The sequence below is a fragment of the Schaalia sp. JY-X169 genome (genome assembly GCF_014069575.1).
Lineage (GTDB): Bacteria > Actinomycetota > Actinomycetes > Actinomycetales > Actinomycetaceae > Scrofimicrobium.
The window spans coordinates 447,621-463,620 of record NZ_CP059675.1; the positions used below are offsets into that span (position 1 = coordinate 447,621).

The 16,000-nt window shown below is 57.3% G+C and carries 17 protein-coding genes; 8 read left to right on the plus strand and 9 right to left on the minus strand.

Annotated features, from left to right (window positions below):
- Positions 1-125: 125 nt before the first annotated feature.
- The 3 genes from H2O65_RS01920 to H2O65_RS01925 all read right to left on the minus strand — a co-directional run bounded on the left by H2O65_RS01920 (position 126) and on the right by H2O65_RS01925 (position 3,166).
- Positions 126-1,076 carry a hypothetical protein gene (locus tag H2O65_RS01920; RefSeq protein ID WP_182141935.1) on the minus strand — a complete coding sequence of 317 codons (951 nt, stop codon included), beginning with the start codon at positions 1,074-1,076 and terminating at the stop codon, positions 126-128.
- Positions 1,077-1,374: 298 nt separating this feature from the next.
- Positions 1,375-1,932, minus strand: a complete 558-nt coding sequence (locus H2O65_RS10595; RefSeq protein WP_398396709.1) for a helix-turn-helix domain-containing protein — start codon at positions 1,930-1,932, stop codon at positions 1,375-1,377.
- Positions 1,933-1,954: 22 nt separating this feature from the next.
- Positions 1,955-3,166, minus strand: coding sequence for an MFS transporter (locus tag H2O65_RS01925; RefSeq protein WP_182142609.1), 1,212 nt, complete (start codon positions 3,164-3,166; stop codon positions 1,955-1,957).
- Between the two features lie 6 nt (positions 3,167-3,172).
- On the opposite strand from H2O65_RS01925, the gene H2O65_RS10600 reads away from it, so the two are divergent.
- The 3 genes from H2O65_RS10600 to H2O65_RS10610 are packed head-to-tail and all read left to right on the plus strand — an operon-like array spanning position 3,173 to position 4,186.
- On the plus strand, positions 3,173-3,499 hold the full coding sequence (locus tag H2O65_RS10600) for a transposase (protein ID WP_398396712.1): 327 nt from the start codon (positions 3,173-3,175) through the stop codon (positions 3,497-3,499).
- On the plus strand, positions 3,496-3,681 hold the full coding sequence (locus tag H2O65_RS10605; protein ID WP_398396715.1) for a hypothetical protein: 186 nt from the start codon (positions 3,496-3,498) through the stop codon (positions 3,679-3,681). The genes H2O65_RS10600 and H2O65_RS10605 overlap by 4 nt, the downstream gene beginning before the upstream one ends.
- A 25-nt stretch (positions 3,682-3,706) precedes the next feature.
- Positions 3,707-4,186: a transposase gene (locus H2O65_RS10610; protein WP_398396718.1), complete on the plus strand. Its 480-nt coding sequence runs from the start codon at positions 3,707-3,709 to the stop codon at positions 4,184-4,186.
- Positions 4,187-5,543: 1,357 nt separating this feature from the next.
- Here the strand turns inward: H2O65_RS10610 and H2O65_RS01935 are convergent.
- From H2O65_RS01935 to H2O65_RS01945, 3 genes are all read right to left on the minus strand, one after another.
- Complete coding sequence (locus H2O65_RS01935; RefSeq protein WP_182141936.1) at positions 5,544-7,376, minus strand: hypothetical protein; 1,833 nt, start codon at positions 7,374-7,376, stop codon at positions 5,544-5,546.
- A gap of 2 nt (positions 7,377-7,378) precedes the next feature.
- Positions 7,379-7,852 carry a hypothetical protein gene (locus H2O65_RS01940; protein ID WP_182141937.1) on the minus strand — a complete coding sequence of 158 codons (474 nt, stop codon included), beginning with the start codon at positions 7,850-7,852 and terminating at the stop codon, positions 7,379-7,381.
- A 277-nt stretch (positions 7,853-8,129) separates the two neighbouring features.
- A complete protein-coding gene (locus tag H2O65_RS01945) occupies positions 8,130-8,588 on the minus strand; it encodes a hypothetical protein (RefSeq protein ID WP_182141938.1) in 459 nt (152 codons plus the stop codon).
- A gap of 283 nt (positions 8,589-8,871) precedes the next feature.
- Between H2O65_RS01945 and H2O65_RS01950 the strand changes: the two genes are divergently transcribed.
- A complete protein-coding gene (locus tag H2O65_RS01950) occupies positions 8,872-9,612 on the plus strand; it encodes an endo alpha-1,4 polygalactosaminidase (RefSeq protein ID WP_220458764.1) in 741 nt (246 codons plus the stop codon).
- Positions 9,613-9,730: 118 nt separating this feature from the next.
- Here H2O65_RS01950 and H2O65_RS01955 read toward each other — a convergent pair whose 3' ends face one another.
- On the minus strand, positions 9,731-10,846 hold the full coding sequence (locus H2O65_RS01955) for a 5-methyltetrahydropteroyltriglutamate--homocysteine S-methyltransferase (protein ID WP_182141940.1): 1,116 nt from the start codon (positions 10,844-10,846) through the stop codon (positions 9,731-9,733).
- Positions 10,847-10,983: 137 nt separating this feature from the next.
- On the opposite strand from H2O65_RS01955, the gene H2O65_RS01960 reads away from it, so the two are divergent.
- The gene (locus H2O65_RS01960) at positions 10,984-11,595 is read left to right on the plus strand and encodes an Ltp family lipoprotein (RefSeq protein WP_182141941.1); all 612 of its coding nucleotides are present in this window, start codon (positions 10,984-10,986) and stop codon (positions 11,593-11,595) included.
- Here the strand turns inward: H2O65_RS01960 and H2O65_RS01965 are convergent.
- The gene (locus tag H2O65_RS01965) at positions 11,592-12,443 is read right to left on the minus strand and encodes a site-specific DNA-methyltransferase (RefSeq protein WP_182141942.1); all 852 of its coding nucleotides are present in this window, start codon (positions 12,441-12,443) and stop codon (positions 11,592-11,594) included. The two genes, H2O65_RS01960 and H2O65_RS01965, sit on opposite strands and share 4 nt — an antisense overlap.
- Positions 12,444-12,568: 125 nt before the next feature.
- Between H2O65_RS01965 and H2O65_RS01970 the strand changes: the two genes are divergently transcribed.
- Entirely contained in the window at positions 12,569-13,405 is an 837-nt protein-coding gene (locus H2O65_RS01970; protein WP_182141943.1) for a Bax inhibitor-1/YccA family protein, read from the plus strand.
- Between the two features lie 62 nt (positions 13,406-13,467).
- Positions 13,468-13,872 (plus strand): FKBP-type peptidyl-prolyl cis-trans isomerase, encoded by a 405-nt coding sequence (locus tag H2O65_RS01975; protein WP_182141944.1) that lies wholly within the window; start codon positions 13,468-13,470, stop codon positions 13,870-13,872.
- Positions 13,873-13,948: 76 nt separating this feature from the next.
- Here H2O65_RS01975 and msrA read toward each other — a convergent pair whose 3' ends face one another.
- Positions 13,949-14,536, minus strand: coding sequence for a peptide-methionine (S)-S-oxide reductase MsrA (gene msrA / locus H2O65_RS01980; protein ID WP_182141945.1), 588 nt, complete (start codon positions 14,534-14,536; stop codon positions 13,949-13,951).
- A gap of 83 nt (positions 14,537-14,619) precedes the next feature.
- Here msrA and H2O65_RS01985 point away from each other — a divergent pair, with 83 nt between their 5' ends.
- Positions 14,620-15,918, plus strand: a complete 1,299-nt coding sequence (locus tag H2O65_RS01985; protein ID WP_182141946.1) for an AI-2E family transporter — start codon at positions 14,620-14,622, stop codon at positions 15,916-15,918.
- Positions 15,919-16,000: the final 82 nt, after the last annotated feature.

A 16,000-nucleotide genomic window follows, 5' to 3' on the forward strand; every position in this document is an offset into this window, starting at 1 on the left:
AAGCACTTTTGCTACTGACTATGAAGCATTTGGGTGTGAAGTCAAGACCTGAAAAGCCATCTTGGGGCGCTCTCCAGAGGTCATCGTTGCGAAAACTACAACAAGCTGGGGGTCGCTTTGCAGCGTTAGACGCCGTGGACGTCGTAGTGAGATTCGGCTTCGATAAGTTCGTCAAGTGAGAAGTCGGGGTCATCCAGGTCCGGGCGGTCCACCTCGAGTGTGCTTGACGGCAGATGCGCGGCAGCGAGTTCGTCTCTGCCTAGGAGCTTCAAGCGACAGACCGGGCATGCGAAGGCGCTTGGGTCAAAGTAGATCTCCCAGTAGCCCATCGGTACGGGAATCCACGATCCATCGCCGAGCTTCTCGACGTCCCAGTCAACTGCTCCTTCAACCTGAGGAGTTCCAATGAGGCGTCCGGTGAAGCCACACTCTGGGCAGTCTTGGTCGACGCTTGTCGCATCTGCTGACGTGAAGTGGTCTTGGGCGACGCTGAACTTTTCGCTCTCACGCATGGCGACGACCTCCTCGAACTCTGAGGAGTCTAGGTTGCTTCTGAGATCCGCAAGTTCCTTGCTGGACTTGGCGCGTTTCAGCTTCACGGTTGCTTCGACGGATTCTTGATGCTGGATTAGCAGTGCCTCCGCAGTGTTGAACCCAGAGCCGTAGAAGTCGCTGCGGTCAGTTGAGAGCTTTGGAATCAAGTAGTCGGCGACACGTAGGCAATCTACGAGGATTGCTCTTGGTTCCGTTGCTCCCTGGGCAATGTGGACCAGCCCGTTTCTAACGTCCGCGATTCGCGCGTAGCGGGCTTTCGGTATTGGAAAGGAGTCGTCCAACGTGGCCAGGCGCTTGAGAGCTGCTCCGAGTCCGATTGTTTTCATACCGCTGCTGGAGAGCGGGTCGCCGCGCACCAGCTTGAGTAGGGAAGCTTCACCGTCTTGCGCGCCCATGGGGGCGAGCAGCGCTGGATTTACTTCCCAGAGAACAGCCTTAGAAAGGAGTTCGATCGACTGCGGTGCCATTAGGCAGACTGCTTCCCAGTCATCTTCGTGCCAAGCCGCGATGGCCTTTTGCATCCAGCGCTTGGACGCTTCCGTCAGGGCCTTTGTTTGTCCGGGTCGCGAGGGCTCGAGGCCTTCCACTGATTTAGCGATGGTGCACCTCCATAAGCGTGAACACGTGCAAGGCCGTGTCCTGGACGCACGCAATCCGTCTGCTTCAGGCTACTGGGGTGCTGGACCTAGGCCTTTAGAAAACACTCGACAAAGTGAGCTACGTCACATATAATAGGGCGTGGTCAGGTACGCTGTCGCGCCTGGCTTGCACCAAGAACAATTTTTCTGGAAGCAATTTCCAGTAGTACCCGAGCCTTAATCACTGGCGTGGGGAGGTAGTGGCGCGAACGTACCTACGCACTGTCGATGGACTCCATCCGACCTGCTCAGCTATTTTCGAACCGCTTAATCCATCTGCGTGGAGTTTTCGCCAGTGACTAACTTCAGCTTCGGTTGGTTTCATCGCTCTGGGCTTGATACCTACGGTTTCTAGATGATTCATGATCGTCACCCGGTGGAATCCATATTTCTTGGATAGATCAACCGCAGTAGCCCCAGCACGATACTCCGACGCCATTGCTTCAAGCATAGGCTTGGTAATGTGGCGGTTGTAGCGGGGAGGGCGCTGAGGCAATCGAGAAGTTCTAGGTGTAGAACGTGCAGTTTCACGAGGTTCGGCAGGTTCTGGACGTTTCTCATTGTTTTTGAGTAGCTTCCGCCCCTGAAGGAGCCGTTGTCCTGTGTTGGATGACATTCTTAGTACTTTTCTAAGCGACTGGGCGTGCACGCCCTCCACAGCCCTGAAGTGTTTACGTTGGGAACCAAACTGCGTCTGGGGTAGGTACCCCACGGCCGCATCGGTTCCCAACGTATACATTTCGCGACGCTGTCGTCTCCTCTTACAGTTGTTGGGTCTGTTGTAACTGGAGTGCCTCGTCGGAGTCTGGGACCGGACTGATCCGCCTGGCAATTGGCATTGCCATCACCAGGAGGACAACCATCAGTCCGACTGCGGCCGCGAAGGCGGGGGATAGGCTCGGTAGTACCAGGGCGTAGGCGATTCCCGCTGCTGCCACACAGAATGCGCCGCCAAGAGTGTCGGCCATCTGCAGAGCGGATGAGGTCTTCCCTTTGTTTCGTGTCTTGGTCATGGCGAGCGCATGAACAGTCATGGTGGGGTAGATGAGGCCGATGCCAAGTCCGGTTATGGTCCAGCCGATGATGATTGCTGCGCCGGGTACGCCCTCGAACACGCCTGCGAAGGTGATCGCGGTACCGACAAGTTGCACCAGCGTGCCGATCACTGGGAGTTGCGCGCGCTTCGCTTGGTCGGTGATACGCCCGGAAACGGCTGATCCGATAGCCCAGGTAATGGAACCAACTGTTAGCACGAGGCCGGCGCTGGCGGGATCCCACCCGTGTACCAGTTGAAGTAAGAGCGGGAGAAAGGTCTCTACCCCGATAAAAGTCCCGTTGGCCAGTCCGCGCAGTAGGACGGTGGAGGGGAGCCCTCGTTTTGCGGTGAAGGTTCCCGCGGGGAGTAGCGGCTTCATGAACACGAAAGTGAGGATCGCCGATACCGCGATTATGAGGAGGATCAAGGGGGTGAACTCGTCTGGCTCTGTCCCGGACATCACCTGGAGAAGCGCCACCGATACGCCGGCGCCGACCGCAAGTAACACTCTGCGCTTAGTTGAACCATCTGAGTCCGCTGGTTCTGTCCGGGGAAGCGCGGCCGTGACTTTGACCAGAACCGGAAACGCGATCAGGAAGACGACAGGGACAAAACCAAAAATCCACCGCCAGCTCTCATACTGAACAACCAGGCCCGCAATTCCCGGACCGATTAGCGCAGGCAGGACCCAGGCGGCCGCGAAAGCGGCGAAGAATGGTGGTTGTCGAAGCGGGTGTACGTGGTTGCCGATGATGGTGTAGAGCGGAACCATAGAGAGACCGCCGCCGAATCCCTGTATTGCCCTCCCCAACACAAAGATCTGCATGGATGGGGAGAAAGTGCAGATCGTTAGACCGGCGACGAAGAGTAGTACGCCGGGACTTGACCCCTGATCTTGGACACGCTGATTCCAGCACTGGGCTGGGGAAGCGAGAATCTAGGGATGGCAAGGAAGAACTACACGGACGAGTTCCGGCAGCGGGCGGTGGACTTGTACGAGTCCACGCCGGGGGCGACGCTGAAGGGCATCGCGGCGGACCTGGGGATCTCCCGGGGCGCGTTGAAGGAGTGGGTTGAGCGGCTGGGCTCCGGGACGACGACGAAGTTGACAGTGGCACCGCCGGCGGGTCGGCCGGAGTCGCAGTCGGCGAGGATTGTGCGGCTGGAAGCCGAACTGGCCGAGTCGAAGGCGGAGCGGGTCAAGCTTGAGACGGAGCGGGATATCCTCCGTCAGGCGGCGAAGTATTTCGCGGGGGAGACGAACTGGTGAACCGCTTCCAGTTCGTCGAGGACCACAAGGACGCCTACGGCGTGAAGCGGTTGTGTGAGGTCGTCGAGGTCGCCAGGTCGTCGTTCTACGCCTGGCTCGCGGCGGCCCCGGGGCGGGCAGTGAGAGCGGTGGAGGACGCGGAGTTAGCAATTGAGACGACGTTAGTGGAAATCGCCTTGTAGAACCACGGGCGCATCGCTGGGGGGAATGATCCCACGGGTTCGCGGCATCCTACCGACCTGTATCGACCTCGGCTCCCGGAAGCTCGCGGGCTGGCAGGTCGCCGACCACATGCGCACTGAACTCGTCGAGGACGCCCTCCGTGCCGCGCATCGCGACCGTGGGTCATTGGCCGGGGCGGTGTTCCACAGCGACCACGGAAGCGTCTATACGTCGAAGGCTTACGCCGCGCTCTGCGAGCAGCTCAAGGTGACCCAGTCCATGGGGGCGGTGGGCACGAGCGCCGACAACTCCTTGGCGGAGAGCGTCAACGCCACGCTCAAGCGCGAGCTCCTCGAAGGCGCGTCCGCGTTCCCGGACCAGGCCACCGCCTACCGGGCCGTGTTCCGGTGGGCGAACCGCTACAACACCCGAAGGCGGCACTCCGCGATCGGCCAGATCGCACCGAACACCTACGAGATCGCCTACACGGCAACCACGTCTGCTACCCTCGCGGAAGCGGCATAACCGAAACGACACCGTGTCCACGATCGAGGGTCAAGGCCCCCAATAGCCTGACGGACCAACTCCACCGCAGCATCCATCTCCGCACTTCGATCTTCATCCTGCGTTTTCTTTGTTTTCGATGCCACAGGCACCAGTGTTGCAACAGGCATTTCTCATGCCCACCTGCCGTGCCGACAACCAGTCAGCGAACCAGGCCAGTCACACACTTCCTTGCATAGTCCCCATTCCAGCCGTTGACGGCATAGGGTGCGCATGACGCAGTCTCGACAGAACTACATCCAAAAAACAACATGTGTCACAAATCGAATGATATCGTGGCACTAGACAAGCAACGATTGGCGCCGGCGAAACGTGTTTATCAGAGGGAAGGCTGGCACTATGCGGTCCGTAACTAACGTTCTTGCAGCTGTGTTTCTTGCTCCGACACTTACCGTTTCGCTGAGCGGGTTTGCGAGTGCCGTACACCCCGAAGAAGCTCAACGAGTCGAGGCAACGCAGCAAGCAAATGAGGCAACAACCGTCCCTCCATTAAAGCCTCGAGCTGCGCCGACATGGCACGACTATGGCTCCAGATACCAATGGATTTGCTATCTGCAATACGACGTAACTTCAATGTCGAAGTGTAGAGGCGGGACGCTGGTTATCTGGGATAAGACGCTGAAAAAAGAAGCCTCTCGTATGTTCATACCCAATTCGCCAGCAGCGCCCGCGAACGTCAACTGGTATTGTGTGGCCTCCGGGGCATCTTTCGTGTTGAGCCTTCCTGGTCAACCCGCGTCCGTTGGAGGCTGATTTTGAAGGCATCGATTGCTCTCTTAGGAGCAATCGGCATTAAGGGCTCTTGTCCATGAACCGTGGAGACAAGGGTGTCGTCATTGCTGCCCAAGTGTTGGTCTTCTTTGGCGGACTTCTTGTACTGCCGGGGCTGTGGGGAGGCTTGTTGGGTTGGCTCTATCTAGGCTTTCTTATCCTTATTCAGCTCGTGGTAATTTGTTGGTACCTGTGGTGGAGGAAAAGACCGAATTAAGATGTCATTCCCAACCTCTCGCAGCACAGGGTGAAGCGTGGAGGTGTCGATGGCAGAGTCGACGTTGGACTCTTGGGCGGCCGAGCGGGGATGCTCTCCGAGCCGATCCGAGTTCCCTCCACCAGAGGGAACATTTCTGCTTGCTCTCACATCATCGGATTATCAGATCCGACATGACAAACACAGCTTGTCGAGGTGTTGTCGATTGGACGCAACCCCAAGAGTTCGAAGTAGACCACTACCAGACCAATGCCACGGCAAACGCCCTAGAGCAAAAAATGCTGGTCCGGCACCATACAGACCTCGTGCACGGTCGAAGTATTGGTGCTTCTAGGGTAGGTCCCCGGTCCGGGTGAAAACCATCGAGATATTCTCTATTTCGTCTCCCGCGTACCCTATTCCCACCACGGGTTCGGCACCAATGTCGAAAGTAACAGTTGTCTGCGCTCGCTGGTATAGGGGAATGTCCCACGCTTCCCCGGATGCCGGTGAGTTGTCGATTCCCGTGAAGGTGTTTGTCTGCGAATCAAAAGTACCTTGCAGGACCGTTGGTCTGCCATCATCAATTGTGATTGTCATTTTGTTCTCGTCCAGAGTGATGACCGCTTGGTGCGGGTCGAACTCAGTCACCATCGGTTCATCCCCGGGGTCGAAGGGGTGTGCAGAATAGGTCCCACGATACTGGTAGACGCCTACCACCGGAGAGTCGGATGCCTGTTGTTCGGCCTCGGGTTCTCCCGGTTGATCGGGGCTTGCCAGTTCTATTTCTAGTTGTTGTGCCAGCGCGTCGAGGACCTCCAACGCTTTGCTCAGTTCCATTACATCCACTTGGGCTATTGCCTCATCGAGGCTCTCAACCTGTTGTGGTGGAAGGCTCAGGCCAGCGGCAGCTAGGTTCGATTCGAGTTCCGCCTCCGTGTTAGCCTCCGTTAGGGGTGTGACAGTGAGGACGGGGGAGTTATCCCCAGCAAGGAGTTTGTCGAGGGCGACTTCGCCTTCCTGATAGCGTTCCATTTTGAAGCCCCAGAGGCGACCGTCAGCAAAGTAGTCCATGATGTTGCCTGAAAGGTCGGCAATCAGGCCTACGGTGTCGGTCGGGTTCGGGAAAGCGACGAAGGTAGCTCCGGACAACGGTCCCGTGGTGTCCTGCATGGAACCGAACGCGGCGGTGAGTTTATGGTCTTCGCCTAACGTTATCGCACTGGTAGTTTCCCCTATTTCCACCATCACGTCGGCGCCGTTGATCACGATTGAGGCCGCTCCGGCAAGCCCAACACCCCCGGTGGAGGCAGCGGCCGCCAGGGAACCAGCCGCTGTTGGGGCTGCCAGCGCTGCAGCTCCGCCGGCAGTGGCGATTGTGGCGCCCACAAATAACCCGACTTTCGCGACTGTCTTGGTGGCCATCGCAGCCTTGGTCATCTTGTCCCAGAACGAGGCATCTTTGGTGGCCCCAGAATGAATGATCTCTTGCGCTGCATCCAATTGGGCTTTGATGTCCTTTACGTCTTGACCCAATTGTCGAGCGAGTGTCTGCAACTTTTTAGGGCCCTTGGTCTGGTCGTACGCTTTGGTGAACTCTTCGGCCCATTGCTGTTGGTCCCCGGGCGTAGCAGGAAGGAGCTTGGGTAGCGAAGTCGCTTGGTACGCTGTCGGCTGACCCCAAAAAACATCCGACGGTGGCGCGTTTGAGCTGGCCGCATCTGAATCTGTTGAATCTGAACCAGCATTCTCCGACGGGGCTGTTGCTTCCTCTCCTACGGCCGCGTCGATGATTTGAAGGCCCTGACTGATGATTAGGTCTGCATCCGCTAGCGAAGCTAGGGCTTCGTCGATTATCGTTGCGACCTCGTCTATGTTTGGTTCCTCGGCAAAATCCACCACTAAGAACCGCTCCGTCACCAAGCGTGCGTCAACGTACTGTTGCATGGCAAGCGTTGCTGCGACGTTTGCGGCTTCGACTTCTTCGGATGGCTCTGGGTAAATAAACTGGACCGGCTCAACCACCTGCGTGTCCGTGGTGGGAATTGGGGCGCTGATGTGGGCGCGAAAGCCCAGTCCTGCGAACACGAGGCCACACACAGCCAGCACGGCCAGAACGATTTGAGCGGGCAGCAAGTTGACTGGGCGGCGTACAGATGGGGCCTGGTCGGGAGCGACTGACATGACTAGCTTCCTGCCCTTCTGATTAGCTCTATGGTTGCAACTGAGTAGACAGTGGCACCACCGACCTCGATCTCATTTGCCTGTTGGCCGTAGCCAACCATGAGCCCTTCAACATCCTGCACAACCACAGGGAAATAGGCTGGCTCGACTGTTTCCAGAACTTCGGCAGTGAGGTCAAGATAGAAAGAATCAATATCTAGATACAAGAGGAGCTCAGATCCATGCAGCTCTCCGGTCACTAGCACGTCCCCCGTAGCCACGTAACCTGGGTCTGCATCCCCGTTGATGGTTGCGGTGAGGGAACTGAGAAATGCCTCAAAGCCAGCTTCACTCTGATCTGCGGGGATGGTAAGTACGCCGGTGACCAGCTCTTCAGCCATGGGATTCCCGGCTGCGTCCTCGCTATCGAAGTACCCGCGAGTAAACGTCATATCCCACGTTCCGGCGATGTCTGAGAAGACGAAGTCTGTCTTCACGTCGGCTGTGTCACCGCCCTCGACGGGGTCAGATTCGTCCGCTTGCCCAGCCGCTGCACCACCCAGTTCTACAATTGCCGGAGGAGCAACACTGATAGTTGCGCCCTCTGTTGCGTTGGACCTGGTGAGTCAAAGCAGTGCTCCGCCCGCCCATGCCAACAAGGCAACCACACCGAGCACTACCGTGATCACAATTGGTGTAATACTCGAACGTTTCACAGCACCCACCTCCGACTTGTAGATCAACTGGCCTTATGATGATTCCGCAGTTTCGGCCCTAACTATCCTTCTCCAGAACCATCCGAGTCTCTTCCCCATCGTCAACGGATAGCTGGTTCCCTTCAACGGTGCCGATTATTTCTGCGCCGTCGTCAGTTAGCAGCTTGATGTGAGAATCGTCGATCTTTTCCCATGTAAGTGATGTGTCCGTTTCGCCGTCACTGAACGCCCCGCTGCCGTCAACCGCCAAAGTCAGGGACACGGTGAACCCGTCCTCTTGAAGTGCGGCCAACTCTTCGGAGCCAATTGCAACACCGTCCATCTCCATTTCGACCATGATCCAGGTGCCGGGGAAGTCCACTGACTGCGACACCACGGTGTCGCCCGCTGTGTCCTCCCCGGACTGCACCGCATCACCCGATGTCTGCGAGGTCGGGGCGCCACTTGAACATGCAACAAACAGTGTGGTTCCTAGTAGTGACAGCACGGTTGTAAGTAGTTTGCGTGTCCGCGTCATGGCTCCTCCTTGAGTTGACTTATCTCAATCTTTCCGGATCACGGACAGGCAGGCAGGCGAATGAATCTAACGTTTTGATTGCGACATTCGTGGTTGTGCCGTGCTATTACGTGAGAGTCAAATTGTGGCGAGTTTTATCGGAGAGAAGGAGAGCAGTGCAATGAGAGTCCTGATACGTTGCAGCATAAACTGGGAGCGATCGCTGCGAACGAGTGTATTGGTAGGACTTTGTCTGACCCTTGCCGGAGGAGGGGTTCTTGGGGCCTGCAGTAGCGGCAAAGACTTGCAAACTCTCCCGACTAGTGGTGTCTTCGACTATCAGCTCGGAGGAGGATACTCCCCAGTTGACGGACAGAGACCGAATGTTGTTGTCAGGGATGTGACGGACTCTCCCGAGCCTCGTGCGTACAGCATCTGCTATATCAACGGCTTCCAGACACAACCTCTCAAGGAAGCGGAGTTCGCTAACGAGTTAGTTCTCACCGATTCCTCTGGGACACCGATAACTGACCCCGATTGGCCAGATGAGCAGATTCTTGATCCTTCAACAGAAAGCCAACGTGAGGGGATACTCGCGGTTATTGGACCAAAAATAGATGCCTGTGCGGCAAAGGGTTTCGATGCAGTTGAGATCGATAACCTCGATACTTTCACCAGATTTGGACAGATCGACCGCGCCGGTACCATTGCCTTGGCAACCTCTTACGCGACTCGCGCCCATGACGCGGGTCTGGCGATTGGCCAAAAGAACACCTTGGAACTCGGTCGTATTGGCAAGGATCAAATTGGGTTTGACTTTGCTATTACTGAGTCCTGTGCGGTGTATGACGAGTGCTCCTCATACCGGGAAACCTATGGCCCGCACGTTCTGCAGATTGAGTATGACGACGAGCTCGCTGAGGCTGGGATGACGTTCGAGGACGTCTGCTCCCTGCCGAGTCGCGCGCCGTTGACGATCCTGCGTGACCATGACCTTGTGCCTTTTGGTTCGCCGAGCTACCTCTATGAGAGATGCAGTTCCTAGTGGACCGGGTCTCCCAACGCCTGGATACAGAGTCATAGAGGGCGACAGGGCGCTGCGGCTAGTCGCCAGGTGAAGAGCCTTGAAACTCGCGCGTTCGGCGCCAGACGGCGCCTCGGGATCAGACTAGGGACTCACACGAAACCAGGAGGTCAATCTTCTTCCACTGCGTTGCTTCGTCTATGGAGTTGCCCTCCTCAACTGAGGCAAAGCCACACTGGGGAGACAGCGTGACGTTGTCGCCGATGATGGCGCGGGCCTGTGCAAGGCGGGCTTCGATATCGGCGGGTGTCTCCATTGCTGGGTTCTTGGTAGAGATGAGGCCGGCGACAAACGTCGTCCCAGTATCTTTGAGTACCGCCCACGGTTCGAATGATCCCGAGCGGTCATCGTCGTACTCCACGTAGAAGCGGTCAAACGGCAGTTGCGCAATGATCGGTGCGACCGAGTCGTAGAACCCTGAGAAAAGCGGGTGCCCCTTGAAGTTGCCCTTGCAGAAGTGAGTGGCGATCGTCATGTCCTCAGGCTTGTTCTCTAGCGCCAGCGTCGACACGTGGCGGAACCACTCTAGGACCGTGTCCTTGTCGTAACCCATTGCCTCAATGCGCTGGTTGAAGTTGTCGTCAATCAGGTACGTCCACGAAGTGTCGTCAATCTGCAGGAAACGGCACCCGTGATCACAAAGATCCCTGATGGCGTCCTGGTAAGCGAGGCCGATATCCTCGATGAGCAGGTCGACATCGTCACCGTAGTAGGGGACATCCCTCTTACCAAGCTGCAGATAGTTGTCGACCAGGATCATGTTCGGTCCAGAAATGCACTTCTTCGCTGTCACACCCGGATACTTGGCGGCCTCGTTAGCGAGGAACTCAAACGCCTCCACCTCTGGGTGCGAACGATCCGAATCGTAAGAAACCTTGCCGTCTATGTACCCCAACTCAATCTCATTGCTGACCCCATTGAGCTCCTTCACAAGGTGGTGTGTTGAGAAACCATCGAACTCTTTGAGCCAGTCGACGTGCCACCAGCGGCGGCGGAACTCGCCATCAGTTACAACGGTCAAACCATGCTCCACCTGCTGGGCAACAAGGTCAGCGATTGCGTCATCTTCAACTTCGCGCAGTTCCGCCAGGGAAATGTCGCCAGCTTTGAAGGATGCACGGGCCCGCTTCACTTCCTCCGGCCTAAGGAATGACCCGACAATGTCGCATTTGAGGTTGTGCTTGCTCTTCGACATGGCGTCCTCCGTGTGACCGGCGGCGTAAGGCATAGAACGGTCTCTTCATGGCGCCGCGCATCCCAAGATACGCCGAGAAGCATCGCTATGATCCCGCGTCCGTCAGTCGGCCGCGTGACCGGGGTAGCATGGCGACCATGACGTCACAACCGGAGCATTCCTTACCTTCGCGTGCACAACTGCACCATGGTGCCCCACGTCAACCCTGGTTCAAGAAGTTGTGGGTCTGGGTTGTCGTGGCGCTTGCGGTGGTGGCTGTGGTCACCGCGGTCGTCCTCGTCAACAATGCCCGCCAGGTCGCACCTTCGCAGAGTGGTGAGCAGTCAGGCGAAGTTGGGGAGTCAGTGGTTGATCCGCAGCAAAGTGACGAGGGCGCCCAAGTCCAAGATCCGGAGAGTAGCGGTGGGTCCGAGGGCGATTCCGCGACGACCAATGATTCAGAGGACTGTGACGCTGCCTTCGCGCAGGCCGAGTACTACGCGGGAACCCTCTATGTCAGTGAAGCAATGGCCAAGTCTCTCTTGACCACTCCTGATGGTGATGGGTTTAGCGCCGATGCGACATCGTGCGCGATTGAACGACTGGATTGGGACTGGGGTGCCAACGCTGTTGAGAAGGCGCGGTTGCTCAGTGAGGATCCAGACCTTACTGCGGAGGACATTTACGACCTGCTCACCAGTGAACACGGCGAACTCTTCACCCCCGCCCAGGCTGAGTACGCAATAGCGCAGCTCGCATCCCAGGGTTAGCGATCGGGCCAGTTGATGAACTCGGCCTCGGGAAGCCTGGAACGCATCACTTCGATGGCTTGTGGGTTCTGATCGACGAGGACGAATGACCGACCCAGCTGCGAGGCTGCAACCCCGGTTGTGCCAGAGCCCGCGAAGAAGTCGAGGACGGTGTCGCCCGGACGGCTGGAGGCTTGAATAATGCGTCGCAGGATTCCCAGGGGCTTCTGAGTGGCGTATCCGGTTTTCTCTTTCCCGGTGGGGGAGACGATGGTGTGCCACCACACGTCCGTGGGTAACTTGCCGCGAGCCGCCTTCTCAGGTGTGACGAGGCCGGGAGCCATGTAGGGTTCGCGGTCGACGTCTTCAGAATTGAAGTAGTACGAGGACGGGTCCTTGACGTAAACCAAGATTGTGTCGTGTTTAGCCGGCCATTTCTTCTTAGATCGCGCCCCGTAGTCGTAGGCCCAGACGATCTCGTTGAGGAAGCACTCCCGCCCGAACAGGGCGTCGAGTAGGACCTTTGCGTAGTGCACCTCGCGGAAGTCGAGGTGGAGGTAGAGAGTTCCGTCCTCGGACAAGAGCCGCCAGGCTTCCTCAAGGCGGGGCTCTAGGAACTCCCAGTAGTCGGCGAAACGGTCATCATAGGACGTCACCTTCTCTACGACCTGCTCGTAACGCGCCCCTTTGAACCCGACGCGGCCCGAGTCTGTGACCCGAGTCGAAGTTGACGTTCGGCGGGTCTGGGTGCGACCCGTGTTGAATGGCGGGTCGAGGTAGATGAGGCGAAATGCAGCATCTGGCATCTCGCGAATCACCGCGAGGTTGTCGCCCTCAATGACGACATTCCCAAGTCTGTGCACATCCATTGACTCACTTTAATCCAACCAGGCGCCGGAGCGATCGCGATCATCAAGCCGAGGGCGGAACGCTGGCGCAGAGGTAGCTAAGTATGGAAATCTTGGATTAGAACTACCTAGAACTTGGAGAGAGAATGTCGAACCCGGTTTTCAACCGCATGGAAGGCCAGTGGGCTAACCAGTCGACGGCCGCAACGGCTCAGGCGACACACCCCCCTGTTTATGATCAGAAAGCATTTGAGGAAGCGCGGCGTTCGTATGAAGCGCCCTCGGCTGATGCAGTTGATATGGGACGGATGACGTACGACGACGTCATCGTGAAGACAGCCCTCAACCTGGGTGTGCTGATTGCTGCTGCTGCGGCTACGTGGTTTGTGGTGGCCTCGAACTTTAGTTTGGCAATGCCGCTCATGATGGGCGGCCTGCTGCTTGGGTTCGTCCTCGCAATGGTCAACATCTTCTCCAAGACGATTCGTCCGGGTCTGATCCTGGCTTACTCTGCGCTCGAGGGCGTTGCTCTTGGCGCGCTGAGCCTGGTGACGGAAATGTGGGCCCCAGGCGTAGTTCTTCAGGCCGTGGTTGCAACATTCGCGGTCTTTGGTGTCACGCTTGCGCTGTTCGCGTCGGGCAAGGTTCGCAACTCCCCAAAGATGCAGAAGTTTGCCCTGATCTCCATTATCGGTTTGATCCTCTCCCGCGTCCTCATCTGGGTACTCGGGATGATGGGTGCGCCGATCGGTGGCGTCGACGGGCCAATGATCATGGGATTCCCACTTAGTGTTGTCCTCTCAATGTTCGCAGTGCTGATCGGGGCGATTTGCCTGATCTCTGACTTTGACCAGGTCAAAGTCGGTGTCGCTCAGGGCGCTCCCGCGAAGTACTCATGGATGTGCGCATTCGGCATGATGGTGACACTGGTGTGGCTGTACGTGGAGATTCTCAACATTCTCTCCCGTTTGCAGTCCCGCTAGAAAGACAGAAATTACTCGACCCTCCCAGGCGGTGAGGCCGCCCCAAAAGACAAGGAAAACCTTTGGAAAACGTGACAGTATCCGGACAGTTCGGAGATAAGCCACTCATTACCTTCACTTCACCCACTCCTCCTGAGGACCTCGTGGTGGAAGTTCTCGAAGAGGGCGATGGACCCGTTGTCGAGGTGGGTGACACGATTGTCTGCAACTACTTGGGCAAGGTGTGGAGCGGGAACGTCTTCGACAACTCTTATGATCGCGGTGCACCGCTGGACTTCGCTATCGGTGTTGGAATGGTGATAGCGGGTTGGGATGACGGCCTCGTCGGGCAGAAGGTCGGTTCCCGGGTTCTTCTCTCGATCCCGTCGCACCTGGCTTACGGACCCGCTGGCGTTCCGCAGGCGGGTATCAAAGGCGGCGACACGCTGGTCTTTGTGACTGACATTTTGGAAGCAATCAAACGCTAGGTTGCAGCAGAACGCTTACTCGTAACAGAACGCCCCACCGGAATCACTCGGTGGGGCGTTCGTGGTTCTGTTTTCGTTAGAGTACGCCCCGGGGGCACTCCACTCCGTTGAAACCATGGTTGCAGTAACCGCCAGGGTTCTTCTGCAGGTACCCCTGGTGGTAGTCCTCGGCGAGGTGGAACACCGGGGGCGGTGGTGAGTGGATTTCCGTCACAATCGGGCCGTATCCGCCCTCAATCAGCTTGGCTTCGTAGGCAGACTTAAGGACCTGTGCCACGTCGAACTGCTCGGGTGTGGTTGTCCAAACTGCACTGCGGTACTGGGTGCCACGGTCGTTTCCCTGCCGGTTCATTTGGGTTGGATCATGGTTTTCAAAGAAGACGGCAAGCAGATCATCAGTGGTTACCTCCGTGGGGTCGTAGACAACGCGAACTGTTTCAGCGTGACCCGTGAAGCCCGTGCAAACCTGCACGTATGAGGGATTCGGTGCCGCGCCACCCATGTAGCCAACAGCGGTGACTTTCACGCCGGGGGTTTCCCAGAGGAAGCGTTCCACGCCCCAGAAGCACCCGCCCGCCAAATAGATCTCAAGCAGGCCATTATCTGCAGGAAGGTTCAGTGGTGTACCGAGAACAACGTGTGGTGCTGCAGAGTTTTCCGTCATAATGGTCCTGACGTGATAGATGATGGTCAATCCAGTCTCGCACTTTCAGTACCCGCATAGCCAGCAACCAGCTAAAGGTGAACATGAGTCAAGAACCAGTGTCTAAGCAATCCGCAAATGCCTCGGATCGGAGTATCTCAGAGCAGGTTAGTGTGCCATTACGAGTTGCAGCAGCCTGGAGCTGGCGCATACTGATCGTGATCGTGACTGTCAGTGTTATCGTCTGGGGGCTGCGCTACGTGGCCAGCATCGTTGTCGCTGTTCTGGTTGCCCTCCTGTTGGCTCTCCTTTTGGCGCCGCTTCTGTCGTTCCTTCGCGGTAAACTCCACATGGGTAAGACCTCTTCGGCTGCGGTGGGTCTGGTCTCTGGGCTGATCCTTGTCACCGGACTAATGGCTATCGCATTGGGTCAGGTTGTTGTGCAGCTGCCGGCACTAGTCTCCCAAACCCTTGGTGGTTTAGATGATTTGCTTGCCTGGGTCCAAGATGGTCCCCTTGGACTTGATTTCGCGTTCTTGGATGGCTTCTTGGAGAGCTTCCAAGATGACCTGACTTCTGTCCTGCGCAACTATGGAGGGGTAATCGCCTCTGAGGCGTGGAGTTTCGCTACGTCGGCGGTCAGTCTTGCAGCATCCGCCTTGATTGCGCTCTTCACCCTGTTCTTCATGCTCAAGGACGGCCGGTCCATGTGGATTTGGTTCCTTCGTTGCCTGCCCAAACAGTGGCGTGAACAAACAAACGAGGCCGGAATTCGCGGCTGGGTGACCCTTGGTTCATACATCCGCACCCAGCTGAAGGTTGCTGGTATCGACGCGATTGGCATTGGCCTTGGCGCCTTCGCGCTCGGTGTACCCGCAGCTATACCGATTATGGTGTTGGTGTTCTTCTTCTCCTTCATCCCGATTGTGGGTGCTTTCATTTCGGGAGCCGTGGCCGTGCTACTCGCCCTCGTCAACAATGGTCTCACCAGCGCAATCATCATGCTGGTGGTAGTCCTGGCAGTTCAGCAGATCGAGAGCAATGTCCTGCAGCCCTGGTTGATGTCAAACGCAGTGTCGCTGCACCCGGTCGCAGTGGTGTTGGCGGTAACGGCCGGTAGCGCCGTTGCTGGAATCGTTGGTGCGATCTTCGCAGTTCCGCTTCTAGCCTTCATTAACGTGACGCTCATGTACCTGCACGGGCATGACATGTTCCCAGAGTTGGCAACTGATGAGGATCGCCCAGGAGGTCCGCCCGGCTCACTTCAGGAGCAGATCACTGCCTCATACTGGACAGCTCACCGGGTAAAGAAGGGATCTGGAAAGAAAGGGAACGCGGACGCGGGCCGGGTCGAGGTCGAACAGGCCATAGTGGCAGGGCCCGAGGTATCTGGCGCTCCGTAACAGCTAGCGGTACCATTGCGCCCCATGCGTGAGTGAAGCCCAGGTCATGAGTAAAGCCCGCACCCCCTGCGAGAGGGGGTGC